Origin of the sequence: Halomicroarcula saliterrae, assembly GCF_031624395.1 — an archaeon.
GTDB lineage: Archaea > Halobacteriota > Halobacteria > Halobacteriales > Haloarculaceae > Haloarcula > Haloarcula saliterrae.
In genome coordinates this window covers 74,283-96,627 of record NZ_JAMQON010000008.1, presented here as the reverse complement: position 1 = coordinate 96,627, position 22,345 = coordinate 74,283, and the positions used below count along the sequence as shown (strand labels likewise).

Sequence of the window (22,345 nt, the reverse complement as noted above, 5' to 3'; positions counted from 1 at the left end):
AGTTGCCCCTTATTAGTCCTCGGTGAGCAGTCGGCGGAGTACTAGATGCAGGATTCCGCCGTTCTCAACGTATCGAACGGCTGCGGGCGTCCCAACTTGTGCCGTGACCGGGAACTCGACTCTCGAGCCGTCGTCCCGCTCTGCGACGACGGTCAACTCGTCGTTCACGTCTAGGCCGTCGTCCAATCCACGAATCTCAATCCGCGCCGACCCGTCGAGACCGAGGGATTCCCACGAGTCACCGTCAGCGAACTGCAGCGGGAGGACACCCATGCCGACGAGGTTGTCACGGAAGATGCGCTCGTAGCTCTCCGCGATGGTTGCGCGAACGCCCAAGAGGTCAGTCCCTTTTGCGGCCCAATCGCGGCTCGACCCGGTGCCGAGTTCTTCGCCGGCGAACACCACCAGCGGCGTATCATCTTCCCGATAGCGGCGGCTCGCCTCGAAGACGGTCGTCTGCTCGCCCGTCGGCTGGTGAATCGTGTAGCCGCCCTCGACGTCGTCGAGCATCTCGTTCTCGATGCGAACGTTGGCGAAGGTGCCGCGCATCATCACCTCGTGGTTGCCCCGGCGGGCACCGTAGGTGTTGAACTCGTGAGGTTCGACACCCTGGTCGACGAGCCACTCGCCGGCGGGCTGCTCCCGAGAGAACGGTCCGGCCGGGCTGATGTGGTCGGTGGTGACGGTGTCCCCGAGCAGCATCAGGGTGCGAGCGTCGGCGATGTCGCTGACACCGGGCTCCTCCAGCGGGAAGTCCTTGAAAAAGGGCGGCTCGCGGATGTACGTCGAAGAATCGTCCCACTCGTAGACGTCACCGGTCGGCGCGTCGAGTGCCTCCCACCGTTCGTCACCCTCGAACACTTCGGCGTACTTCTCCTCGAACATCGAAGCGTCCACGCTCTCATGGATCGCCGTGTGGATTTCGTCGGCGTCCGGCCAGATGTCGGCGAGGTAGACCGGGTCCCCGTTATCGTCCGTCCCGAGTGGGTCCGTTTCGAGGTCGATGTCCATCCGACCGGCCAGCCCGTAAGCGACCACCAGCGGCGGACTGGCGAGGTAGTTCGCTCTGACCTTCGGGTGGATGCGCGCCTCGAAGTTCCGATTGCCCGAGAGGACGCTCGCCGTCCAGAGGTCCTCGGCGTCGATGGCGCGCTCGATGGGTTCGGGGAGTGGCCCGGCGTTCCCGATGCAGGTCGTACAGCCGTAGCCGACGACGTTGTAGCCGAGGTCTTCGAGATACGGCAGTAATCCCGAGGCTTCGAGGTATTCGGTGACGACGCGGCTCCCGGGCGCGAGACTAGTCTTGACGTACTCGGGGACATCCAGGCCGCACTCGACGGCGTTGCGGGCGAGCAGGCCTGCGGCGAGCATCACCGAGGGGTTCGACGTGTTCGTACAGCTGGTGATGGCGCTGACGACGACGCTCCCATGCCTGATTTCGGTCGTCTCGCCGTCGAGGTCGACGTCGACCGTGTCGTTTAGTTCGCCCACGTCCGGTTCCGGGAGGTCGGCGTCGGGGCGGTCGGCGGCGACGCTGCTCTCGCCCAGCCAGCGGGTGAGTGCGTCCTCGTCGACGTCGTCGAGTTCGTCCTCGAACTCGCCGTGGACCAGCCCCCGGAAGTGGGTCTTCATATCGTCCATCGGGACACGATCCTGGGGGCGTTTCGGGCCGGCGAGACTCGGCGTGATCGTCGAGAGGTCGAGTTCGACCGTCTCCGTGTACTCAGGATTCTGTTCGCCGAACAGCCCCTGGGCGTCGAGGTACTCGCGAACGAGTTCGATGTGTTTCTCGTCGCGGCCCGTGAGTTCGAGGTAGTCGAGCGTCGCTTCGTCGACGCCGAACATCGAGATGGTCGAGCCCTGCTCGGGAGCCATGTTCGCGATGGTCGCCCGGTCAGGGACCGTGAGGTTTGCCACGCCGGGGCCGAAGAACTCGACGAAGCGGTCGACCACACCCACCTCTCGGAGCTGCTCGGTGACGTGGAGGACGAGGTCGGTCGCGGTCGCTCCCTCCGGGAGTTCGCCAGTAAGTCGAACGCCGACCACCTCGGGAAGCTTCATCGTGATGGGCTGGCCGAGCATGGCGGCCTCGGCTTCGATGCCGCCGACGCCCCAACCGACGACGCCGATGCCGCCGATCATCGGCGTGTGGCTGTCCGTGCCGACAAGCGTGTCGGGCAGGAGCCAGTTCTCACCGTTCCGCTCGCGGGCGTGAACGACCTGCCCGAGGTATTCGAGGTTCACCTGGTGAACGATACCGGTGCCCGGCGGGACGACGCGGAAGTCGTCGAAGGCCTGCTGAGCCCACTTGAGCGCGCGATAGCGTTCGCCGTTGCGCTCGTACTCCAGCTCGACGTTCTTCTCGTAGGCATCCTCGGAGCCGAAATAGTCGACCTGGACGCTGTGGTCGATCACGAGGTCAATTGGAATCTCTGGCTCGACGATCGCGGGCTCCTTGCCTTTCCGGTCAACCGCTGATCGGAGCGCAGCGAGGTCGACGACGGCAGGGACACCGGTGAGGTCCTGCAAGACGACCCGCGAGGGTGTGAACGGGAGTTCGACATCCGGGACGGCAGGTTGCCACGACGCGACGTTTCGAACGTCCTCGGCGGAGATCGTGTCACCGTCGACGTTCCGGAGGACGGATTCGAGGAGGACACGGATGCTGACCGGGAGACGGTCCAGTTCACAGAGTCCCGCCTCTTCGAGGGCGGTGAGGTCCGCCATCCGATAGGCATCTCCGTCGAACTCGAACTCGCGTATCGCGTCGAAAGGATCGGTTTCGGCCATACCCTGAGCTACGCCGACCCGACTCTTGAATCGTTTCCCGTAAGCCATCGGCTAGGCTGGACCGATTCGCTCCTTGGACCCAATCAGCAGTGAGACGCCCCGGTCACAGAATCCGGTCGAGTGCATCTGTAATCGAGGGAGATTCGACGATTCGGAGCCCTTGAACAGCCACGTCCGTCGGTTCGCTTGCCGGGATGATTAGCTCCCGTGCGCCGACTGCCCGCGCCGCGCGCGCTTTCGTCTCGATCCCGCCGACGGGGAGCAACGCGCCCTCGTCGTCGACGATTCCCGTCATGAGCGTCTCCTGTGAGAGCGACTGCTGGCGGAGGCTAGCAACGAGTGCGACGGTAAGCCCGGCCTCCCAGCTCTTCCCGCGGAGTGCAAGCACGCCGGACGAGGGGGGCTCGAACGTGATGTGCGTCGCCATGTTGGTGAGCGACTCTCCGGTGAGACGTGTGGCCGTCTCCCTCGCTTCTCGGAGCGAGAGCTGGAGGTCGTGACGGACTTCGATTCCGTTCAGGTTGACGAACAGCTCACCGTCCCCGTCGGTGAAATCGAACTCGAACGGGACGACGAGCCCGTCGCCCGAGCCGTCGACCGCTGGAAGATAGTAGCGTGTTGTCGCGGGAAGCGTGGCTCCACCCGCAAGCGTCGCCAGCGACTGAAATCCTTCTCCCGCTCGCGTGAGACCGAGAACCACCCCAGCGCCGCCGACGCCCCCCAGGCCGAGTCCTGCGAGGAACCCTCGCCGTGACAGAATCGTCTCTTCCACCCGTCCTACAACGTCTCTTTCCGTATCGGACGGGCGAGAGACGGACGCGGAGTCATCGGTGGGCATAGCAGTATGGTGCGTGGCTACGCTGGGGTTTGCGTGTTACTATGTAACACGGGTGCAGTAATAAATGCTCTTCGTGTACGCGTTTCGAACGGGTACGCCTATTTCGGTCGCGCACCGACGGATAGACACAGTCTCATCACCACTCATGACGCTCCAGTATCGGTCGTTGGTCGGGCTCGTGGGCGTGAGCAGCGTCGTGACCGGGGTCGGCGTGTGGATCGCCTACCAGTTCGAACTTCTCTTGCTCGGAGTGACGACCCTCGCGACCTGGACACTTCTGGTCGGACTCGTCGAGGAGGCATTCGTCCGGTTCGTCCCATTGATACTCGTCTTCTACGGCTGGAGTTACCGTCGGGGGACGCTCCTCTCGAAGACCGAGGGGTTGCTCGCGACCGTGGCCTCCGGGCTGACCGTTGCGCTCCTCGAACTCGTGCTCAAACTCGAGTACCTGTCGCGGCTGGAGGCGACAGTCCGGTTCGACTCGCTCGTGCTCCCGCTGGTGTTCGTCCACCTGCCGTTCGCGTTACTCGCCGGGCGGTTCGCGTACGCACTCGGCGAGCGGATTCACGGCTCCGACGACATCGGGTTCCCATCACTCTCTCGGCGAACCCTGGCGGCACTCGTGCTCGGGTATCTCGCACTTTCGCTCGCCCACGTCGGGTACAATCTTCTCATCTGAGAGCCGCTCGAACAGAGGGAAGAACTGAAAGACCGACAATCACCACACCCTGGATTAGGTGGGGATACTGCAACCGTTTCCCGAATCCGATGACGGCCCCTTCGACGAGGACCCAGACGACGAGCGCGACGCCGACGGCGATGGCCGCCGGCCACGCCCATCGTTTTCGACGGAAGAGGCCGTACACGACGACCAGCGGGAACACACCGAGGATACTGAAGAGGATGACCCCGGGAACCAGATAGCTATCGAACGGGGAACCAGCCAGAAGCGTCGGCGAGATTCCAATAAGACGCCCCGAGGGAGCGAGGATGAACTGGCCGCCGCCGGCGAGTCCCGACACGCCGAGCACACCAATCGTCGCGATGAGTGCCCAGAGCGCGAGTGGTCGATCTTGGTGCTGTGTTGAAATACCCATCCGTCGACGCTCCTCCGTCCTGATGAGAAGTGCTTGCTACGGTGGGAAAGCTATGTGGGTCTACTGGCTGTCCTCTTCGTGGTCGTCGCCGAGTGCCGTCCGAATCATCCCATTGAGTTCTTCGAGCTTCTCGCGGACGCGCTCGGGCTTGTCGGCCGGCGGCTCTTCGAGTGCGACCTGCTCGTGGGGGTCCGGCTCACCGACGATGACGCTACCGATCATCCCGAGGCTCTCGTGGGGCGTACAGTAGTAGTGGTAGACACCCTCGGTCTCGAAGGTGTGTTCGAACGTCGCACCCTGCTCGGAGACGATGCCGCTGTCCCAGGCCGCTGCGCCGTCGGGGACGAGCTGGGGCTGGTCGTTGTCGGGGTGGTAGGCGGTCGTCGAGTGACTCCCACTCTCGTTGTTCCAGGTGACCGTTCCCCCGACGTTCACCCGCACGACGTGGGGCTCGAAGTGGTAGCCACCGTCCTCGGTAATCATCCGCACCTCGGCCGTATCGGACGGTGCCCCGACTGCTTCGTCGTGGTCATCCTCGTCGTCGCTGTGACCGGACTCCGTGCCGCCGTCGTCGTGGCCAGTCTCAGTCGGCGTGCCGTTTGCCGCTCCGCCATCGTTGTTCTGCGTTCCAGTGCACCCGGCAAGCCCAACGACTGCCGCACCGCCAGTCAGCTGGAGCATCCGTCGACGCGTGAGTGAATCGGTCATGGCATCGGTCACCTTACAGGTGAACCTACACGGTCTGGGCATATAGTCCGGAAAGCAGATTTGCTGGGTCAGCAAATCGGCGTTCCTTTATATACCCACCCACAACAACACGGATTGTGAGTGAGGAGCGAGACATCTCGGGGATTCTCGAAATCCTTGACGACGACTATGCACGCGCCATCCTCGAGGCGACTCGCCCAAAACAGCTGTCCGCCAAGGAACTCAGCGAAGAGTGTGACATGTCAGTCTCGACAGTTTCCAGACGGGTCAACACGTTACTGGAGTACGATCTGCTTATCGAGCGAACGCACGTTGATCCCGACGGTCATCATTACAGCGAATACGAAGCCCAACTCGACCGCGTCGAGGTCCAGCTCCTCGAATCAGGATTCGACATCCGTATCGAACTTCGAGAAGACGCGCCCGACAGATTTGCTCGGTTGTGGAACACAATGAGGAACGAATAACCATGCACCCCGGACTCATCGTCGCAAAGCTCGTCACAATGGTTCTGGGATTCGTGATCGCCTATCAGGCCTATCGAGGGTACCGACGTAGCAACAGTCAATCGATGCTGTACCTCGCGGTCGGGTTCGCCATTATCAGCTTCGGCGCGATCGTCGAAGGAATCTTGTTCGACGTGGTTGGCCTGACCTTACATAATGCGGGAACGGTGGCAACAACCATCGTCGCGATTGGTATGCTCACGATCCTCTACGCTCTATACGGACGTGACCCGCAGAAACTGGAGGACTGACTAATGGTGGATACGACAACAGCCGTTCTCGTGGCCGTCCGCCTGGCTGTCCTTGCCCTCGGTATTCTGATCACGTACTACAGTTTCGAGGCGTATCGACGAACAGGGACGTACTATATGAGAAACGCTGCAGTTGGCTTTGGAATTATTACCCTCGGTGTGTTCATCGAAGGAGTACTGTTCGAGTTCGGGGGGCTTGATCTCGCCCTTGTCCACATCATCGAATCGGTCGCCATCGGTCTCGGATTCGTGGTTCTTCTCATCTCGCTTCGCCGGTAGCTCGAGCCACGGCTATACTCCTCGAATGGTCAATACTGGCTCGTCCGAGTTCCGAAGAACCCGTTCGGTCACACTTCCGATGATCCGTCGTGAAAGGCTGGACCGTCCGTGTGTTCCCATCACGACGAGGTCGATTCCGTGTTGATCGCAGTAATCTCCGATTGCCTGATGAGGAACACCGTGGGTGATCTCAGCAGCGACTGAAACACCGTCGGCAGTTGCCCGGGACTGGACATCTTCGAGGACAGTCTCTCCGTTTTGCTCCAGTACTTGCTGCAGTTCGTCCCACGTCCATCCCGGACGAGACGCGTAGGCACCTCTATCCACAACGTAGAGGGCATGAAGTGTCGCATCGTACGTCCGAGCCAAATCAAGAGCGTGCGTGACTGCCTCTCGTGCGGGCTTACTCCCGTCAGTCGGGACGAGGATAGTCTCAAAGCCTCCCCGCATTCCGGGTTCTGATAGCGCCTGTTTTGCTTTGACACTGAGCACGGGGATATCGACAGTACGGACGAGTCGGGTCGTTACACTGCCGAGCAGGACTCGGTCGAGACCGGTGTGTCCTCGGGTTCCCATACAGACGAGGTCGATCCCGGTATCGGTGATGTAGGAACGAATTTCACGCGCTGGAATGCCACGGCGAACCTCAGTTACTGCGTCGAGACCATGTTCTGCAGCTCGAGTTTCGATCTGCTTGGTGGCGGCATCGCCAGCCTCATACCACGTGTCTGGGAGTGTCTCCAGGTCGGTTTCCAGCGCAGTCAGTTCCAGCTTTCGCTCGATGGGCGAACTGTCGACGACGTGGAGCGCGTGGACAGTTGCGTCGTATCGGCGAGCGAGCTCAAGTCCGTATTGGATTGCGGGCTCGACGTTATCGCTGCCATCAGTCGGGATGAGGATGTCGGTATACATGGTTGGATGAGTGCGTTGATGTTGCTACGGACTCTCGTCCGTCGGTTTTGGGGGCTTATGGGCTGTCGACTCGATGCGTTCCTTGAAGAAGACGAGCTCCTTGTTGGTGTGGTCGTAGAGCTTGGCCTTCCCGTCAAGAACGGTGGTAAAGAGCCGCTTTAGCAACCGGCCCCGGCGGTTATTCGGGAAGTCCATCCAGACGGCGTGTGACATCCGGGTTCCATCCTCAGTCTCTTCGAGCCGAATCGTACCACCTTCGGGGATTCGAACGGTGACAAGTCCACGAAGGAGTGGATAGTACGCTGTCCCAGTCCAGACCGCCACGTGTGGATGATCGATGTACTGAAATCGGCCGTGCAGATCGGCGTACATCCCAGCGACTTCTTCCGCCTGGTGGAATGTCGCCCCCTCTTGTGGGCGATTATCGGGTGTGTCGTATTCGAGTCCGTAGTGTTCCTCGGGGTTCGATGCCGTCCAGTGGACGGGGTCAGTTACGTAGTCCCAGATCTCCTCGGGCGATGCGTCGATGACGATTTCGGCTTTGTCAGTGACATACATGGTGGTCTCTCCACGCTCTCATTTTTCCTTCGCTCACCGTGCGAGCGCGTTGTACAACCACGCGAAGGCGTACACGAGAACGAAGCTAATGACAGTTGCCTCGACCATGCCCGCCACCGTTCCGACGACGGTCGGTTCGAAGAACAGGTGCCACTGTTCCATCATCGCTACCGCACCCTCGTACACTCCGACAGCACCGAAGACACCGAGCAGTAGCATCACGGCTGCTGCGACGATCGCTCCGGATGCCCCGAGTGCAATCGCGTTCAGTTCTCGGACTGCATCCTCAGCTTGGTCAGTACGGTTTGCGGTGTTGCTGGTAGTCGTGCTCATGTCTAGTAATACGTCGGCATGGTTCAATGCGATTGTCGTTACGATTCGAAAGCAAACGCCCGTCGAAGGGGACCACCGACGTTTCGTCGACATACGAAAACGGTACAGGAGGACGTTTTCGAGGCTTCCTTTCGAATCACCCGAGCAAGTACCGGAGCCACGGATTGGACTGCACGATCTCAAGGTCTTCGAGATAGGCATCCAGCCCGAGAATCCGCCCAGCACCGAACGCGCCCAGCCCGAACAGGAGGACGGCGTACACGATGTGGTCGTCGACGACCCACCCGTGGGCGACAGGAAGCCCTGCCAGAAGCCCGCCGGTCAGCGACGCGAGCCAGTAGAACAGCATCATCACCGCACCCCAGAAGGCGCTCCAACGGACGAACGCACCCAAGATAAGTGCGAGTCCGGTCAACGTGAGCCCCCACATATTGAGCTGGTCGATGAGTGGGTTCCCAGCCATACTCCCCCAGAATCCCATCAGCGGATTACCTTCCGGGACGGCGTTCATCAGGAAACCAGCGGCAGTCCAGTTGTTCTCCGGGTTGGCGTCCAGATACGTGACGAGCTTCGTGACGCCGCCCTGAAAGAGCGTCCACCCCATCACGATGCGAAGGAGGAACAGTGAGTATCCGACCCAGTGCTCGGAGTAGTCGAACGTGACGGGACGGCCCCAGATTTCCGTTTCGAGGGTTTCTGTCGTTGCCATAGTGCAGCTAGAATGATTCATTCATAATTTATTACAATTGTGCTTATTAAGGGGCGGATATCAGGGCGAGAAATCTTCGAATCGAAACCGACCAATGAGTATGGCCATCACTCCCGATTGCTGGTCTGCTCAATCTGATGGGTATGTATTCCCGTATGCACGCTCGCTCTGAGTAACCCGGAGTTCGTGGGGGCAGCGGTTTCAGACAGTATTAGACCCGAACAGTGAACCGCATACGCTCCCCTCGCAGTCGTTTGTCCCCGTGCGATGCGGCGAACCCAGTCGAAGCCAGCTCACGATTTTGATTCTATGGGTAAGTGACGCCCCCTGTTTTTGATTTGTAAGCGCAATCGACAAAGACGATGCCTGCGATGGTGTACATATGCAGGCCGCGCTCGTCGAGGGGATTCTCGAATCGCTACGGATCGGTATTGGATTTCTCTGGACAGCCGCGTGGGCGATTATTATGGGGCTCGCCATCACGAGTCTCGTCCAGGTCTACGTCTCGAAAGAGCGGATGGCCAACGTTCTCGGAGAGGGGAACCTGAGTGGACTCACAAAGGCGACACTGTTCGGCGCTGCGAGTAGTGGGTGTAGCTTCGGGGCCGTCGCCATCGGGAAAGGATTGTTCAAGAAGGGAGCGCATACAGTGAACTTCCTCGCGTTCATGTTCGCGTCGACGAACCTCATCGTGGAGTTGGGTCTGATGATTCTGATTCTCCTCGGGTGGGAGTTCCTCGTCGCAGAACTCCTCGGTGGCGTCATCCTCATCGCGGTGATGGCACTGCTCGTTCATCTGACGCTCCCCGAGAATCTCTTCGATCAAGTTCGCCAGGAACTGAACCAGCGAGACGACGAGGGGGGAATCACCGAGGATCCGACCTGCGGGATGGAAGGGAAAAACGAGTACTCGCTTACGACCGACGGGGGCGAGACGCTGAAGTTCTGCTCGAAGGGTTGTATGGAGACCTACGAGCAAGAGGCTGCCAGTAGTGGCGGGTGGCGCGACGAACTCTTCTCGTGGGGTGGGTGGTACAAGGTCGGGAATCAGTACCGCAAGGAGTGGTCGATGATCTGGAAAGACATCATCGCCGGCTTTCTGATTTCGGGGTTCGTCATCGTGTTCGTGCCACAGTGGGTGTGGAACTCGCTCTTCCTGCAGGGTGAGGGATTGCTCGTCAGCGCCGAGAACGCGATTATGGGTGTCACAATCGCCGTGCTCAGCTTCGTCGGGAGTATGGGGAACGTCCCGTTCGCCGTCGCGCTGTGGGGCGGTGGCGTCAGCTTCGCCGGCATCATCGCGTTCGTCTACGCCGACCTCATCACGATTCCCGTTCTGAACGTCTACCGGAAGTACTACGGCTGGAAAGTGATGCTGTACATTCTCGGCGTATTCTTCGTGACGATGGCCTTCACGGGCTTTCTCATGGAAGAACTGTTCAACGCCCTCGGCATCGTTCCGAATCTCACCGGCGGCCAGACCGCGTCCGAACAGACGTACTTCGAACTCAACTACACGTTCTACCTCAACATCATCGCGTTCGCGCTCTCCGGGTTCCTCCTCTACGTCTATCGTCGAGGATTGGGTGCTCCCGGCCAATACCGGGACCCCGTCTGTGGGATGCGGACCGACGATAGCGGGCCGAGTCTCACCCACGACGACGAGACGTACTACTTCTGCTCGAAGCGATGCAAGCGGTCGTTCGAGAAGCACCCATCCGAATTCGCACAGCAACACCCACAGCCCTCTGGAACGGGGACGTCCCAGAGTCATGAACACCACTGACCGTCATGTCTCGATACATCGTTCCGAAATCAAGCAGCCCCGAGACTAGCCTCGGTCAATCACAACTGGTACAGCGAAGTCTCACCAACTCTCGGGCATGAACGAGTATCACGCTAGATCGAGGTGGGAGGGATGAATCGACGGCGAGCCGATACGGTGGTCGGTTTCCTCGTCGCTGCCGTTCTCATCATCGGCGGTGCGCTCAGCTGGGATGCGTACCAGCAACGGCAAGCATTCGAGGAGATGGGATCGATGATGGGAATGTCGATGGGGGCGGTTCACGGAACGAACCCGCTCTGGTACGTCCTCGGAACCCTCCTCGTCTCGGCTGTCATCGGCGGGGGGTATCTCGTGGTTCGGGACGACCTCACCGGCACAGATGTACCCGATCACTCACAGGACGAGGTGGAGAGCGCAACCGCTCGTGAGAGCGCCAAATCACCAGAGATCCAGCCGAATGAAGCTATCAATCCGGAGTCCCAGCCACAGGCTCGCGTGTTAGACCTCCTACCGGAAGACGAACGCCGTATCCTCAAGCCGGTTCTCTCCTCGCCCGGCATCACACAGATCGAACTGCGGGACCGCTCGGACTTCTCGAAGAGCAAGGTGAGCCAGACGGTTAGTACCCTTGAGAGGCGCGGCTTGCTGTACCGCGAGCGCCAAGGGCGGACGTATCGCATCTATCCGAGTGACGACCTACAAGAGAAACAAATGAACTAGCAGGGAATCTCCGACGATTCAGAACCATTCACCGGCGTCGTAGGTGTTGAAATCAAACTGAGCGATGGCCATATGACCCTCCTTCAGCGCGAGGCCTATACTCGTCGACCACGAAAATAAGGGAAATGACCTCCAGAGGATTCTCCCGCCGCAGGCTTCTCCAGTTGACAGGCGCATCTACTCTCGGAGCGTTCGCGGGCTGCGCCGGTCAGCTCCCGGGCACCGACGATGACGGTGGTCGTGAGGTGACGCCACGCTCGACCGTCACTGACGAGCCAGATACGTCCGTCAGCCTCACCGCGGCGTCCGGAACCATTCGACCGTCCCCCGAGACGTCGACGACCAACTGGACGTACAACGAGCAATTCCCGGGACCGGAGCTGCGCGTTCAGGAGGGTGACGTGCTCAGTGTCGAACTGACCAACGACCTCCGAGAGGAAACCACGATTCACTGGCACGGTATTCCGGTTCCGAATCCGGTCGATGGCGTGCCGAACGTGACCCAAGACCCGATCGCGTCCGGTGAGACGTTCACCTACACGTTCCGTGCCGAACCCGCCGGGACGTACTTCTACCACAGCCACGTCGGGCTCCAGCTCGACCGGGGATTGCTCGGCCCACTGATCGTCGAAGAACCCGACCCACACGTCGAGTACGACCGCGAGTACGTCGTCGTCGTCGACGATTACCTCCCCGGAGAGCCACGCCTCCCGTCGGACAGAGGGATGGGTGGGGGAGGCAGGATGATGGGCGACGTTCGGCCGCCATACGAGGGACTCCTAATCAACGGTCGCCTTCCTGAGAACCCCCAGATGTTCGACGTAGCTGAGGGCGAGCGAATTCGCTTCCGGTTCGTGAACGCTTCCAGTGCGACGGTCTTCGGGGTGCGGATCGCCGGCCACGAGATGACGGTGACCCATGCCGATGGCCAACCCGTCGAACCCGTCGACGCAGACTCGTTCGTCTTCGGTGCTGGCGAGCGGTACGACGCCGTCGTCGAAGCGACGAATCCGGGGAGATGGTTCCTCCAGGCGGACGCACTCGACGGCAACGAACCACCAGCCAGAGCCGTCGTCGAGTACGAGTCCACGGGTGGTTCGGGCACTCCACAGTCTCCATCGTCCTCGAATAACCGATTGCAGTACGGCGACCTTCGAGCGGTCTCCTCGCTCGACGGTGTGAGCGGGCGTCCCGACCGGACGTTCGACCTGACGCTCTCACGCGGCGGGGGCCAGTCCTACACGTGGACGATAGACGGGCAGGCCTACCCTGATGCCGATCCGCTAAACATTCGACCCGGAGAACACGTCCGGATTCGGATGACCAACCAGAGCCCGGTCGTTCACCCGATGCACCTTCACGGCCACTTCTTCCAGGTCGGCAACGCTATCAAAGACACCGTTCTCGTACCGGGACATATGGGACAAGTGACGGTCGACTTCCATGCGGACAATCCCGGCCGGTGGTTGTTCCACTGCCACAACCTCTACCATCTCGATGCGGGCATGGCGCGCGTCGTGAGATACGTCGAGTAGCTCAGTAGCGAGGTTTGAGTCGAACGAAGGCCATTGTTGCCCGCACACTCGAATTCACGTTCGTCGCCTAATACGGGCTAGAGCACGTCCGCAGTCGAGACAGGACTCTTACTCAAATGCCTGCCACTCAGACATCAGTTGTACCCTGACGTACACTCTTGGTGGAGCGACGAAATGAAGGTCGGTGTCTCAACTAATGATTGAGTGAGGGGTGTTCAACCGTCGATACTACTCCTCTCGGGTTCCCGGCCACTGGCGCGCGTCCGCCTGAATCAATCCGTGCATGGTTCGACGTCGCTCTTTCAGCTCTTCGAATACGTCGTCGAACTCCTCGTCTGACACCGTCGGGACACCCGCCTTGCGTAGGAGGGTGAGGTCTGGTGGTGGTGGACGCTCGTCGGACTGCGTCGCGAACGTGCTGACCGTGTCGAGGTAGCCCTGAACACTCGATCGGGCATTTTCGAGAACCGAGTCGCTGGGCCTGTTCTCCTCTGGCGTCGCTCGCTGCCAGAGAGTCAGTGCGTCGTCAAGACTGGCAACACTCAAGACGGCGGCAGCCTCGCGGTCGTCGGTGTAGAAGTAGTGCAGAATCGGGTAGGCCTTGTGATTGGCTGTCAGTTCGTTCAGCGCTGTGGTAATACTGTTGAGTGGGAGCGCGACGTTGTCGAACTCATCACCGTTCCAGGTGGTGGTGACGATCGATTCGCTGTCCAGTCCGAGCCCGCTTACGTCTCGCGCGAACGTGCGTTTCTGCGTGACAGCCTCGAGGACGGAGAGGACGTAGGTGATGCTCAGCGTCACCAGCAACATCCCGCTGGCGGTCATCAGTGCAGTCAGGATCTGCCAGAGGCCATCTCTGGGAGCGAAGTCACCGTTGCCCATCGTAAACAACGAATACCCCACGAAATAGAACCGCTCGGCCCAGGAGATGGGGCCCGCGTCGATGGTGTCTCTCAGAGCGTTCTCGACACTCGCGAAGACGAACATCCACCCACCCCAGAGCAGAGCAATCCACATCCCAAGCCCGAGGACGAGAACCATCGGACCAGCGAGCGTCCGAATGCGGGGGCTGTAGGTTCCAACGCGTCGTAGCAGCTTCCACTTTCCCCGCATCAAGCGTGCGGTGAGGGGTCCTGCACCGCCCTCGACCCAAAGGGTCGTCCACAGGAAATCGATCGCGGTCACGACGAGCAGACCCACGCCCAAGCCGAAGTATAAATAGTTCACTGGTCTGTCGTTATGCTCGAAGTCTGATCAAACCCCGTAATGCCAGACAGTGAGCACATCCTCGATCAGCGGACCGACTGTCAGGGCGTAGCCGAATAGATACGCGAGCGCGAACGTTCCTGCAGCGACGAGGAGCGTACTCTGAAGTGCGAGCAGGCCCGCGAGGAGCGCGAACCCGAGAACTTCACCGGCACCACATCCCGAATAGCAGTGAGCGGTCGAGCGGAACCCGCGCCGCCACACCGAATCGTTACTAATCTGGGTGCGTCCCGAGTACCAGTAGACCGCCAGGCCGAACGGCCCGGAATAGAGGATGACCAGCGTCCAGACGCCTTTCATCAGCGATGGCAGCGCCTGATTCCGCTCGCGGATGTCCCACCAGAGGGTGCCGACGGACGCGAGGACGAACAGCGCCCAGACACCCATCACGAGCGGGTCCGACAGAATCGGTTTCATGATGTGGCGAACCGGTGCGAGCGCGTGTTCGATCTGTGTGAGAAGTCCTTGGAGTGGCATAGTCTACGGAATAGCTGAACTAATTCGAGGCTGTTCACTGCCGTTCTTGATTCGATGAATCGCTACACGACCTAGCTGGGGAGGAGAAATTTCTGCAGTTGAGGTTAAGATTCCAAACTGTACATAGAACAGTAGCAATCAGGCGGCGACCGATCTAGACTGTATGGTGCCGGTCCATACCGAGGAGGTACATGAACCCACCCACGAGGAGTACGAGTCCTAGGATTTGTTCGAGATGGATCGGGATGATATAGTGATGGCTGAAGAGAGGATGTAGCCCGGCGTTCAGCAATCCGATCAGGATGAGAAGGGCCACAGTTCCCGGCTGAATCCATTTACCAGTGGATCGTCGAACTGTGTCTGTGAAGTTCCGAACTCGTCCCTGTGTATTCTTCGCAAGATACCGAATAACATCCCAACCCTTTGGGATTCGATACAGTTCGCCAATCTGGTCGGGTTGTTTAACATCTCCACTTGTGACCGTACGAACGGCGGGTACTAACATTCGTTCTGCTGTGGTGTAGGCCCGTACTTTGATCTCCTGCCACGTGTTCAGATCGCTGGTGTCGATAGACTCAAGCGCCGCAATTTCTCCGCCGTCAAGTGTTTCGTTGAGTCGCTGAACGGTCACACCCATTTGGCTTTCGCTGTTGAGAAATTCCCAAAACCCACCCGGCTGACCGCGGTATACACGAATATCGCCAGGATGGTAACTAAGTACACCATACGTTGGGGTGGTAAGCACCCGCCCTTTTAACATCCCGAATCCGAACCGCACAATGACGTCGACGCCTTCGAGTCTGTCGATCGTCTCCTCAGGTAGTTCATTCCAGAGCTCATCTACCGTAATTGGGGAACACGACAATCGTTCGGCGCTCGAAATTTCCGGTATCGCATCGATGTGGAGCGGCTGTGAGTACACAGGAACGGACGAAAGTATTCGACCAACACCGACGAGCGACCAGAGTGGATATTCTCTGAATCGTCTGAACGCGTCGCGAACGAAAGTCGCTACTCCCGATTTTCCGGACGAACTCGAAGATCCTTCGTTGACTACGACGTGGGTGATCCGGATATCGGGCTCCGTTGCGAGTGCGGCTAATGCGTTCCATCGCCATCGCTCAATGTGCTCGCTTCCTACGAGTACAGCGACACGGATCTCCGTCGTGGAGTTATTCGACATTGTATCGTGGCCGAAGTAGCAACTCCAACACGCCATTTGTGATGATTTCCTTGTATTTCAACATTTCCTGATGGACAAACTTAGACATGAGTTTGATACTATGGTTTACAATCCAATCTCCAATAAATACACCGCCACAGTAAGATTCGATAGTAAAGAGCCGATCATACGCGGTAAATCGATGAAATTTCGAGCTCGCTCATTCGTTCTAACTTCGCCGTAGGTGGCCAAGCAGCTTATCACCCTTGGGGTATCTAATCGTTCAAAAGTACTCTTCAGAGTATTCAAAAAGTTACATAGCAACCGAATTCGGCACGGATGAACGGTTCTGTCCTTGGAAAACGGTTAGAACGCCCTATACACGTTCTCGAACGTTCTCCTGCGTGGATTCACACCCACGTCGATAACTCCCGAGGGGTCCTACGAGTAACCGAGGAGAAAGACAATGACAAACTTCAAACTCGGCGGCTGGCTGCTCGTGGCGCTCGCGATCGTCGGACTCGCGTTCGCCGCGCCCGTGGTCAGCGCACACGGCACCGACACGACCGCAGACGATGCGCCCACTGACAATGCTACCGCCGATGACTGGGCGGCCTGGATGGAGGCGCAGATGACCGAGCACATGGGCCCTGGTAGCGTCGAGTGGATGGAATCGCACATGGGTGTGACCGTCGACGAGATGGCCCAGGACATGGCTGACGACGACTACAACGGCGGGACGTACGGACAGGGCCACTGCTGACGGCCCTGACCGTTTCGACCGAATACCGAAACTCACCACCAATTCCCAATCATGACGAAACCCACCACTCACCTCGGAGGCACTGCTCGTCGACTCACGCTCGTCGCTGTCCCGCTGCTGGTCGCAGCGACTGGAACAGCTGCTGCCCACGGTAGTGGAAGCTACGGCGGCGGTATGATGGGCGGCGGCTGGGGCGGTATGGGCGGACTTGGCGGCTTCGGGATGCTCGGGGGCGGGATGTTCCTCTGGCCGCTGCTCCTGATCGGACTCATCCTGCTCTTCGTGTACGGAACTAACCGCGAGGAACCGGGCTCTGGGCCGGATACTGCACTCGCCGAACTCCGTGAGCGCTACGCGCGGGGTGAACTCTCGGACGAGGAGTTCGAGTCCCGACGACGCTCGCTCACACAGTGAGTCCTTCTACCCCTCATGTGCTTTTCCGTGTCCTCCACGTGGATTCGTATCGCCGGCGTGCATTCTCGGGAGAACAGGACAACGAGAGAGTATTCTTAAACGACGGAGCGATTTGCTGGGTCAGCAAACGGACTTAGCCGGTTATGTCTCCAGCAGCCGTCCAAAGTATTGTGGAGAAGAGGAATGGACATACAAAATATGGGACACAGGATTGAGCTACCCCGACAACAACGATCTCTCTGAATCCGTCAGGAACGGCTCGAGCGATCTGAACAGAACTCGACGTGCGTCGATTCCGGTCACGGACTGGCTCGAAACGCGCGTCACGACAAGACCGACCACCACCACAATGAACGACTCGCAACACATAGCCCGAATCGACTCACGAAAACAGCGCAGACAGGCTACCGAACGCCGACGACTCCGTGCATTCACCGCCTCAGATGCGTCAGGCGGCGCTGGATTGACCGAAGAGGAAGCAACGAAGCTCATCACGAGCTTGGAAAGTAAAAACACCCAATAGACCGATGACGTATACCATTACCACAACGATTGATGCACCGTTCGACGATGTCGTAACCGCAGTCACGACCGCACTAGAGGACGAAGGATTCGGACTCCTGTGTGACATCAACGTCAAAACAACCCTGAAGGAAAAGCTCGATGTCGACGTCGACCAATACCGGATTCTCGGGGCGTGTAACCCTCCACTCGCCCACGAGGGGCTCGCCGAAGAGCCAGAATTGGGGGCCCTGCTCCCGTGTAACGTCATCGTCTACGAGACAGATGACGGTGACGTCGTCGTGAGTGCCGTCGATCCCCAGCAACTGGTCGGCATCACGGAGAATCCAGACCTCGACGAGATCGCGGTCGACGTGCACGGACGATTCGAGCGCGTCATCGCAACGGTCTCAGACGAGTTGGGAACGGTGCCGGAGGAGGAGTAACAATGTCCTCGTCCAATCAACTCGACACCACGACTATCGTGCTCCTGATCCTCGGGGCGATCATCGTCCTCCCGATGCTCACCATGGGGATGGGGTTCGGTGGCATGATGGGCTACGGCGGGATGATGGGCTACGGCGGGACCACCAGCGGCTGGTGGCCACTCGTCGGGATGCTCGTCCAGCTGGTCTTCCTCCTCCTCCTGCTCGGTGGAGGATATCTCGTCTTCCGTCGCGTGACGGCATCGCAGTCGTCGCGGAATCCTGCAATGGAGGAGCTGCGTATGGCATACGCTCGTGGTGATCTCACCGAGGAAGAGTTCGAGGCGCGTCAGAACAAGCTCGAACGCTCGGAGTGACGGTCCGACCACCAACCTCCGGCGTTTCTCACGTCCGCCTCCTTGGAATCCGAAATCTGTGATCCTCACAGCTTTCGGATGTGGATAGAAATGTGCTAAAAGCACAAGACCATACTAGCTACTATGACGGAAGTTATCCTGTTCACGCAGGTGACCTGTGGAGCGTGCGCAACGCAGCGAGAGAAAAACGAGGGCATCGAAGATGCGTATCCGGATGTCGAGTTCCGAGAGGTCGACATCCAGACCGATCTGGAGACGGCCGAGGAGTACGGTGTCCGAAAGACGCCAACGACGCTCGTGTATGCGAACGGGGAGCGGACTGACGAGTTCATCGGCATCGTCGACCGGGACGAACTGGACGCTGCCATCGAGAGCGCCGGCCAGCAATCGCCCGGACTCGCGAACCGGCTCGCCAGCATCATCCGTGGATAACAGCAGCCAACCAGCTACAATGACAGACTACAGTAGACGCCAGTTCCTAGGAGCGCTCGGTGCCAGCACAGTCACGAGTGCGGGATTCACCCAACCAGTCGCCGCACAGGAAACGCCCGTCGTGAAGATGGGCAACAACTACTTCGACCCGATCGGACTCCACGTCGAACCCGGCACGACCGTCCGCTTCGAGATCGCAGCCGGAGCCCACTCGGCGACGGCCTATCCGGACCGCGTTCCCGCCGACGGCACCGCCTTCGACAGCGGGACCATCTCGCAGGGGAGCTTCGAGCACACGTTCGAGGCGCCCGGCACGTACGACTATTACTGTATCCCGCACAAGACGGTCGGCATGGTCGGTCGTATCGTCGTCGGTAGCCCTGGCGGTCCAGCTGAAGACAGCCCGATCCCGGACGGCGAGGTCCCCGACAGCGAGACGATAGTCCAGAACGGCGCCGTCGCCGTCGGCTCGGACGTCGAGGGCAGCGGAAGTACCGATGGCGGCATGATGGGTCCCGGCGGCGGCATGATGGGCGGATCGAGGGGCGGGTGGGGCGGCGTCCCCTTCATCGGCGGGGCACTCGGAATGCTGGGACTGATCGGTGGACTCCTCTACTGGGCACTGGGTCGAGGTGACGCTCCTTCCCGGAGTGATACGTCCGCGATGGAAACCCTCCAACGCCGTTACGCACGAGGCGAGATCGACGAAGAAGAGTTCCAGCAGCGTCGTGAACGGTTGGACGACAGGCAAGACGACCGATATCTGTGAGGTGAGTCAACAAACCCCTTCGGGGAGACGTCTGTAAATTCGTCCGTCTACGGAGGTCGCCCTCTTTCGATTGTGTCGTCACGTCGTTCGAGTTCCTTGGTAGTACACCCAAATAGCGAGGAGTCCGACGAATAGGAGGTAGCCGAATCCCCAACCGAGCGACATAGCAGTATCAAGGTCCGTCGTGAGTCCGGTATCGACCATCACCCGGACAGGATGATACCCGGGGAAGAGTTTCATCCACCACTCGGGCTCCGACTGGACGAACAGCGGGTCCTGGAAGAGCCCGATATCGATCATCGGGAGAATCAACATGATCCACAGGCCGGCCAGACGGTTGAAGACGGCGCCGACGAGCATCCCAATAAGTCCGTAGGTAACTGAAAGGACAACCATCGCGGCGACGAACCACCACAGCTGTTCGGGCTGGAAGTCAACGAGCATCACGCCCACGGAAACGCCGACAACGACAAGCGTGATCACGGCGAGGACGCCGAACCGTGCGGCGATAACCTCGCGGGCGCGATAGCCGACAACCGCGAGGCGGCCGTCCGTATCTCTCGCCTCGCGCATCAGGAACAGGCCGGCCAAGCCAGCGATAAACGAGCTCGTGATCGGTGTCATGATCACGCCATGGACCTCGGGCATCCCTCGCATCACGGTCGTCGTCTCGCCGTCGACGAGCGTCCGGACCGGCATTTGGACGTCCTGGGTGACCGCAAAGGCGAGCGTGATGAACGACACTGGGAGAATCACCAGGAGCGCCACGAGGACGTAGTTACGGGCGTGTTCCCGGAGCCCGATACCGAACGCCGTGGCCGTTCGATTCACGCTGACCACCCCCCAGACGTGCGCATCGTCGCACCGAATACGGCAGTCACGAGGACGAGCAACACGAGAACGTATCCGCCAACGAAGGCGAGGTCGCCCGCCGCGAACGTGCCGTCGAAGACGGCCGACTGGAGAAGTTCTTTCGGATGATACAGCGGGAAGTACTGGACGAAGTCGGGGACATCCGCGGCGAGCGGGCTGTCGCCACTGAGGAACGCGTCCATCATCGCGAGGAACACGACGACGAGCGACCCCTCGAACAGCCGCGGAAGCACTGCGCCGACGAGCGCACCGAGGAAGGCGTAGACGACGCCCGCGAGCGCGAGGAACGCGAACACGAGCAGCGGTGCCTCGGGTTCGACGGTCAGCCAGAGGACCCCGAAGTTCACCCCCGCGACGACAATCGTGACACCCGCGAGAGTCGCCAGCCGCGTCGCAAGTAACGTCCTCGGCGAGTACCCGGTCTGGACGAGCCGTCGGTCGGCCTCCCGGGCACTGATCATCTGGACCAGACCCATCAGCCCAGCGATGATGGCGACGCCGAAGATTGCGCCGAGGACGCGCCCGAGATCGAGCGGAATCGCCTCGACGGTCGGCATCGGCGGTAGCCCCGCCATCGCCTGTCCCCACCCCTCGATGACCACGAGCGGCAGCACCAGCGCGAGGACCACGTTCAGGGGCGTCCTGAGGAACGTCCTAACGTTTGATCGAATGCCCACGGCGAACCTATTCATCGTCTCCCTCCCGGTCGCTTCGGAGTTCGCTCTCAGTTTCGTCGTCGGTCACGTCGTGAACCAGTCCGTTCCGCACCTCGAAGACGCGGTCGAGGCGACTCCGTTCCTCGATGAGGTGAGAGATCATGACGACAGCAGTGCCGTCGTCTGCGAGGTCCTGAGCCATGTCCCAAAACCGCAGGTAGGTCTCCCAGTCGAACCCGGTGTAGGGTTCGTCGAGCATGAGAACGTCCGGGTCGTGCATCAACGCGATGCTGAGGTTGACCTTCTGTCGGTTCCCGCCGCTGAGCTGGTCAACTCGGTAATCGAGGTACCGTTCGAAGTCGAGTTCGTCCGCCAGTCGCCGTTTCGCCGCGTCGATCTCCTCGCGACTCATCCCGTACCCGGCGCCGAAGAGCCGGAAGGTTTCAGAGACGGTCAACCGATCGTAGAGCAGGGGTTCCTGCGGACACCATCCGACGGTTCCATACCGTTCGACCGTGCCCGCGTCGTGGTCGAGAACCCCGACGAGAATCTTCATCAGCGTCGACTTCCCCGACCCATTCTCGCCGACGATGCCGACGATCTCGCCGGCACGGACCTCGATATCCGCACCGGTGAGAACGGGCGTCGACCGTCCCAACGGGAGTCGTGACCCGTAGGTTTTCTCGAGGGCGTTGCCTCGAACGAGCGTCTTACTCTCACCGACCGTCTCCGTGGGTGCCGTGGTCGTTTCCATACGTAGAAAGACGTTCTACTCATTCAATCGAATTGTTGTTAGGAATCGAAAGTTGACCCCGTCGAAGAACCCGGAGATTGGGTTGTATTTCGAAGAGAGCAATGGATAGCCAACGATTTGGCATTCATTTTGTCTCCAAACAGGGATAGACTTGGGCGGTAGCCGTCATGAAAATCAGACATCTATCAGGCGCCGAGCATAGCGTTGATGCGGTTTGCGAGCCAACGTTCGAGTATCCATGGTTCAGTGCTACATCTGTGACTCGGAATGCGCTAGCGACGACGAGGTGTTCGTCTGCGAGCACTGCGGGGTCTCCTGCCACCGACACTGTATGGCGGAATACGACACCGATGTCTGCCCGAAGTGTGTCGGCGAACCGATGATCGGAGCGGTCGAATTCTAGTCGCTCCGTCTCACGCCTCCGCCGCGGACAGCCCGGAAGCAACGTATATGC

26 protein-coding genes and 1 pseudogene are annotated in these 22,345 nt (G+C 59.9%); 13 read left to right on the top strand and 14 right to left on the bottom strand.

Features of this window, described 5'->3' with window-relative positions:
• Positions 1–12 precede the first annotated feature (12 nt).
• The gene (gene acnA, locus NDI56_RS20660) at positions 13–2,790 is read right to left on the bottom strand and encodes an aconitate hydratase AcnA (protein WP_310921667.1); all 2,778 of its coding nucleotides are present in this window, start codon (positions 2,788–2,790) and stop codon (positions 13–15) included.
• A gap of 103 nt (positions 2,791–2,893) precedes the next feature.
• Complete coding sequence (locus NDI56_RS20655) at positions 2,894–3,562, bottom strand: S16 family serine protease (protein ID WP_185903323.1); 669 nt, start codon at positions 3,560–3,562, stop codon at positions 2,894–2,896.
• A 211-nt stretch (positions 3,563–3,773) separates the two neighbouring features.
• Here NDI56_RS20655 and NDI56_RS20650 point away from each other — a divergent pair, with 211 nt between their 5' ends.
• Positions 3,774–4,307, top strand: coding sequence for a hypothetical protein (locus tag NDI56_RS20650; protein ID WP_142980529.1), 534 nt, complete (start codon positions 3,774–3,776; stop codon positions 4,305–4,307).
• Here the strand turns inward: NDI56_RS20650 and NDI56_RS20645 are convergent.
• Positions 4,300–4,659 (bottom strand): hypothetical protein, encoded by a 360-nt coding sequence (locus NDI56_RS20645; RefSeq protein ID WP_144927785.1) that lies wholly within the window; start codon positions 4,657–4,659, stop codon positions 4,300–4,302. The two genes, NDI56_RS20650 and NDI56_RS20645, sit on opposite strands and share 8 nt — an antisense overlap.
• Before the next feature lie 126 nt (positions 4,660–4,785).
• Complete coding sequence (locus NDI56_RS20640) at positions 4,786–5,433, bottom strand: plastocyanin/azurin family copper-binding protein (RefSeq protein ID WP_142980476.1); 648 nt, start codon at positions 5,431–5,433, stop codon at positions 4,786–4,788.
• A gap of 116 nt (positions 5,434–5,549) precedes the next feature.
• Between NDI56_RS20640 and NDI56_RS20635 the strand changes: the two genes are divergently transcribed.
• The 3 genes from NDI56_RS20635 to NDI56_RS20625 are packed head-to-tail and all read left to right on the top strand — an operon-like array spanning position 5,550 to position 6,469.
• Positions 5,550–5,900 carry a winged helix-turn-helix domain-containing protein gene (locus NDI56_RS20635; RefSeq protein ID WP_142980477.1) on the top strand — a complete coding sequence of 117 codons (351 nt, stop codon included), beginning with the start codon at positions 5,550–5,552 and terminating at the stop codon, positions 5,898–5,900.
• Between the two features lie 2 nt (positions 5,901–5,902).
• Positions 5,903–6,190 carry a DUF7521 family protein gene (locus NDI56_RS20630; RefSeq protein WP_049983676.1) on the top strand — a complete coding sequence of 96 codons (288 nt, stop codon included), beginning with the start codon at positions 5,903–5,905 and terminating at the stop codon, positions 6,188–6,190.
• A gap of 3 nt (positions 6,191–6,193) precedes the next feature.
• Positions 6,194–6,469 carry a DUF7521 family protein gene (locus NDI56_RS20625; RefSeq protein ID WP_115819528.1) on the top strand — a complete coding sequence of 92 codons (276 nt, stop codon included), beginning with the start codon at positions 6,194–6,196 and terminating at the stop codon, positions 6,467–6,469.
• A 12-nt stretch (positions 6,470–6,481) separates the two neighbouring features.
• Here NDI56_RS20625 and NDI56_RS20620 read toward each other — a convergent pair whose 3' ends face one another.
• From NDI56_RS20620 to NDI56_RS20605, 4 genes are all read right to left on the bottom strand, one after another.
• Positions 6,482–7,381, bottom strand: a complete 900-nt coding sequence (locus NDI56_RS20620; RefSeq protein ID WP_115819529.1) for a universal stress protein — start codon at positions 7,379–7,381, stop codon at positions 6,482–6,484.
• 24 nt (positions 7,382–7,405) lie between these two features.
• On the bottom strand, positions 7,406–7,939 hold the full coding sequence (locus NDI56_RS20615; RefSeq protein ID WP_142980802.1) for an SRPBCC family protein: 534 nt from the start codon (positions 7,937–7,939) through the stop codon (positions 7,406–7,408).
• 33 nt (positions 7,940–7,972) lie between these two features.
• The gene (locus NDI56_RS20610; RefSeq protein WP_246058030.1) at positions 7,973–8,272 is read right to left on the bottom strand and encodes a hypothetical protein; all 300 of its coding nucleotides are present in this window, start codon (positions 8,270–8,272) and stop codon (positions 7,973–7,975) included.
• Positions 8,273–8,408: 136 nt separating this feature from the next.
• A complete protein-coding gene (locus tag NDI56_RS20605; RefSeq protein WP_103428182.1) occupies positions 8,409–8,981 on the bottom strand; it encodes a DoxX family protein in 573 nt (190 codons plus the stop codon).
• A gap of 382 nt (positions 8,982–9,363) precedes the next feature.
• Between NDI56_RS20605 and NDI56_RS20600 the strand changes: the two genes are divergently transcribed.
• The 3 genes from NDI56_RS20600 to NDI56_RS20590 all read left to right on the top strand — a co-directional run bounded on the left by NDI56_RS20600 (position 9,364) and on the right by NDI56_RS20590 (position 13,022).
• A complete protein-coding gene (locus NDI56_RS20600; protein ID WP_310921665.1) occupies positions 9,364–10,767 on the top strand; it encodes a permease in 1,404 nt (467 codons plus the stop codon).
• A 132-nt stretch (positions 10,768–10,899) separates the two neighbouring features.
• Positions 10,900–11,487, top strand: a complete 588-nt coding sequence (locus NDI56_RS20595) for a helix-turn-helix transcriptional regulator (protein WP_142980804.1) — start codon at positions 10,900–10,902, stop codon at positions 11,485–11,487.
• Between the two features lie 245 nt (positions 11,488–11,732).
• Entirely contained in the window at positions 11,733–13,022 is a 1,290-nt protein-coding gene (locus NDI56_RS20590) for a multicopper oxidase family protein (RefSeq protein WP_310921663.1), read from the top strand.
• Positions 13,023–13,250: 228 nt separating this feature from the next.
• Here NDI56_RS20590 and NDI56_RS20585 read toward each other — a convergent pair whose 3' ends face one another.
• The 3 genes and pseudogenes from NDI56_RS20585 to NDI56_RS20575 form a co-directional block, all read right to left on the bottom strand.
• Positions 13,251–14,222: a potassium channel family protein gene (locus tag NDI56_RS20585; RefSeq protein ID WP_310921662.1), complete on the bottom strand. Its 972-nt coding sequence runs from the start codon at positions 14,220–14,222 to the stop codon at positions 13,251–13,253.
• An 84-nt stretch (positions 14,223–14,306) separates the two neighbouring features.
• A pseudogene (locus NDI56_RS20580) lies at positions 14,307–14,765 on the bottom strand (DUF4396 domain-containing protein); the annotation flags it as partial.
• Between the two features lie 154 nt (positions 14,766–14,919).
• Positions 14,920–15,948 carry a formyltransferase family protein gene (locus tag NDI56_RS20575; protein WP_310921659.1) on the bottom strand — a complete coding sequence of 343 codons (1,029 nt, stop codon included), beginning with the start codon at positions 15,946–15,948 and terminating at the stop codon, positions 14,920–14,922.
• 445 nt (positions 15,949–16,393) lie between these two features.
• Between NDI56_RS20575 and NDI56_RS20570 the strand changes: the two genes are divergently transcribed.
• The 6 genes from NDI56_RS20570 (at position 16,394) to NDI56_RS20545 (ending at position 19,608) form a co-directional block, all read left to right on the top strand.
• The gene (locus NDI56_RS20570) at positions 16,394–16,690 is read left to right on the top strand and encodes a hypothetical protein (RefSeq protein ID WP_310921658.1); all 297 of its coding nucleotides are present in this window, start codon (positions 16,394–16,396) and stop codon (positions 16,688–16,690) included.
• Positions 16,691–16,741: 51 nt separating this feature from the next.
• Entirely contained in the window at positions 16,742–17,104 is a 363-nt protein-coding gene (locus NDI56_RS20565; protein ID WP_310921657.1) for an SHOCT domain-containing protein, read from the top strand.
• Between the two features lie 527 nt (positions 17,105–17,631).
• On the top strand, positions 17,632–18,051 hold the full coding sequence (locus NDI56_RS20560) for a DUF302 domain-containing protein (protein WP_115819535.1): 420 nt from the start codon (positions 17,632–17,634) through the stop codon (positions 18,049–18,051).
• Between the two features lie 2 nt (positions 18,052–18,053).
• On the top strand, positions 18,054–18,407 hold the full coding sequence (locus tag NDI56_RS20555; protein ID WP_115819536.1) for an SHOCT domain-containing protein: 354 nt from the start codon (positions 18,054–18,056) through the stop codon (positions 18,405–18,407).
• 123 nt (positions 18,408–18,530) lie between these two features.
• Positions 18,531–18,839 carry a thioredoxin family protein gene (locus NDI56_RS20550; protein ID WP_310897851.1) on the top strand — a complete coding sequence of 103 codons (309 nt, stop codon included), beginning with the start codon at positions 18,531–18,533 and terminating at the stop codon, positions 18,837–18,839.
• 19 nt (positions 18,840–18,858) lie between these two features.
• The gene (locus NDI56_RS20545) at positions 18,859–19,608 is read left to right on the top strand and encodes a plastocyanin/azurin family copper-binding protein (RefSeq protein ID WP_115819538.1); all 750 of its coding nucleotides are present in this window, start codon (positions 18,859–18,861) and stop codon (positions 19,606–19,608) included.
• A gap of 78 nt (positions 19,609–19,686) precedes the next feature.
• Here the strand turns inward: NDI56_RS20545 and NDI56_RS20540 are convergent, their stop codons facing one another.
• Genes NDI56_RS20540 through NDI56_RS20530 form a run of 3 tightly spaced genes read right to left on the bottom strand, consistent with a single transcriptional unit; the run spans position 19,687 to position 21,891 of the window.
• Positions 19,687–20,439 (bottom strand): ABC transporter permease, encoded by a 753-nt coding sequence (locus NDI56_RS20540; protein WP_310921656.1) that lies wholly within the window; start codon positions 20,437–20,439, stop codon positions 19,687–19,689.
• Positions 20,436–21,173, bottom strand: coding sequence for an ABC transporter permease (locus tag NDI56_RS20535; RefSeq protein WP_115819539.1), 738 nt, complete (start codon positions 21,171–21,173; stop codon positions 20,436–20,438). Before NDI56_RS20535 ends, NDI56_RS20540 begins: the two co-directional genes overlap by 4 nt.
• Positions 21,166–21,891, bottom strand: coding sequence for an ABC transporter ATP-binding protein (locus NDI56_RS20530; RefSeq protein WP_310921654.1), 726 nt, complete (start codon positions 21,889–21,891; stop codon positions 21,166–21,168). The genes NDI56_RS20535 and NDI56_RS20530 overlap by 8 nt, the downstream gene beginning before the upstream one ends.
• Positions 21,892–22,345: the final 454 nt, after the last annotated feature.

What these genes read in the sequence shown, in the direction of transcription:
- NDI56_RS20625 (WP_115819528.1), top strand. Translation starts at nt 6,194, where the DNA reads ATGGTGGATACGACAACAGCCGTTCTCGTGGCCGTCCGCCTGGCTGTC.
- NDI56_RS20535 (WP_115819539.1), bottom strand. Translation starts at nt 21,173, where the DNA reads ATGAATAGGTTCGCCGTGGGCATTCGATCAAACGTTAGGACGTTCCTC.
- acnA (WP_310921667.1), bottom strand. Translation starts at nt 2,790, where the DNA reads ATGGCCGAAACCGATCCTTTCGACGCGATACGCGAGTTCGAGTTCGAC.
- NDI56_RS20550 (WP_310897851.1), top strand. Translation starts at nt 18,531, where the DNA reads ATGACGGAAGTTATCCTGTTCACGCAGGTGACCTGTGGAGCGTGCGCA.
- NDI56_RS20555 (WP_115819536.1), top strand. Translation starts at nt 18,054, where the DNA reads ATGTCCTCGTCCAATCAACTCGACACCACGACTATCGTGCTCCTGATC.
- NDI56_RS20630 (WP_049983676.1), top strand. Translation starts at nt 5,903, where the DNA reads ATGCACCCCGGACTCATCGTCGCAAAGCTCGTCACAATGGTTCTGGGA.
- NDI56_RS20610 (WP_246058030.1), bottom strand. Translation starts at nt 8,272, where the DNA reads ATGAGCACGACTACCAGCAACACCGCAAACCGTACTGACCAAGCTGAG.
- NDI56_RS20595 (WP_142980804.1), top strand. Translation starts at nt 10,900, where the DNA reads ATGAATCGACGGCGAGCCGATACGGTGGTCGGTTTCCTCGTCGCTGCC.
- NDI56_RS20640 (WP_142980476.1), bottom strand. Translation starts at nt 5,433, where the DNA reads ATGACCGATTCACTCACGCGTCGACGGATGCTCCAGCTGACTGGCGGT.
- NDI56_RS20570 (WP_310921658.1), top strand. Translation starts at nt 16,394, where the DNA reads ATGACAAACTTCAAACTCGGCGGCTGGCTGCTCGTGGCGCTCGCGATC.
- NDI56_RS20605 (WP_103428182.1), bottom strand. Translation starts at nt 8,981, where the DNA reads ATGGCAACGACAGAAACCCTCGAAACGGAAATCTGGGGCCGTCCCGTC.
- NDI56_RS20620 (WP_115819529.1), bottom strand. Translation starts at nt 7,381, where the DNA reads ATGTATACCGACATCCTCATCCCGACTGATGGCAGCGATAACGTCGAG.
- NDI56_RS20565 (WP_310921657.1), top strand. Translation starts at nt 16,742, where the DNA reads ATGACGAAACCCACCACTCACCTCGGAGGCACTGCTCGTCGACTCACG.
- NDI56_RS20560 (WP_115819535.1), top strand. Translation starts at nt 17,632, where the DNA reads ATGACGTATACCATTACCACAACGATTGATGCACCGTTCGACGATGTC.
- NDI56_RS20600 (WP_310921665.1), top strand. Translation starts at nt 9,364, where the DNA reads ATGCAGGCCGCGCTCGTCGAGGGGATTCTCGAATCGCTACGGATCGGT.
- NDI56_RS20545 (WP_115819538.1), top strand. Translation starts at nt 18,859, where the DNA reads ATGACAGACTACAGTAGACGCCAGTTCCTAGGAGCGCTCGGTGCCAGC.
- NDI56_RS20615 (WP_142980802.1), bottom strand. Translation starts at nt 7,939, where the DNA reads ATGTATGTCACTGACAAAGCCGAAATCGTCATCGACGCATCGCCCGAG.
- NDI56_RS20650 (WP_142980529.1), top strand. Translation starts at nt 3,774, where the DNA reads ATGACGCTCCAGTATCGGTCGTTGGTCGGGCTCGTGGGCGTGAGCAGC.
- NDI56_RS20575 (WP_310921659.1), bottom strand. Translation starts at nt 15,948, where the DNA reads ATGTCGAATAACTCCACGACGGAGATCCGTGTCGCTGTACTCGTAGGA.
- NDI56_RS20530 (WP_310921654.1), bottom strand. Translation starts at nt 21,891, where the DNA reads ATGGAAACGACCACGGCACCCACGGAGACGGTCGGTGAGAGTAAGACG.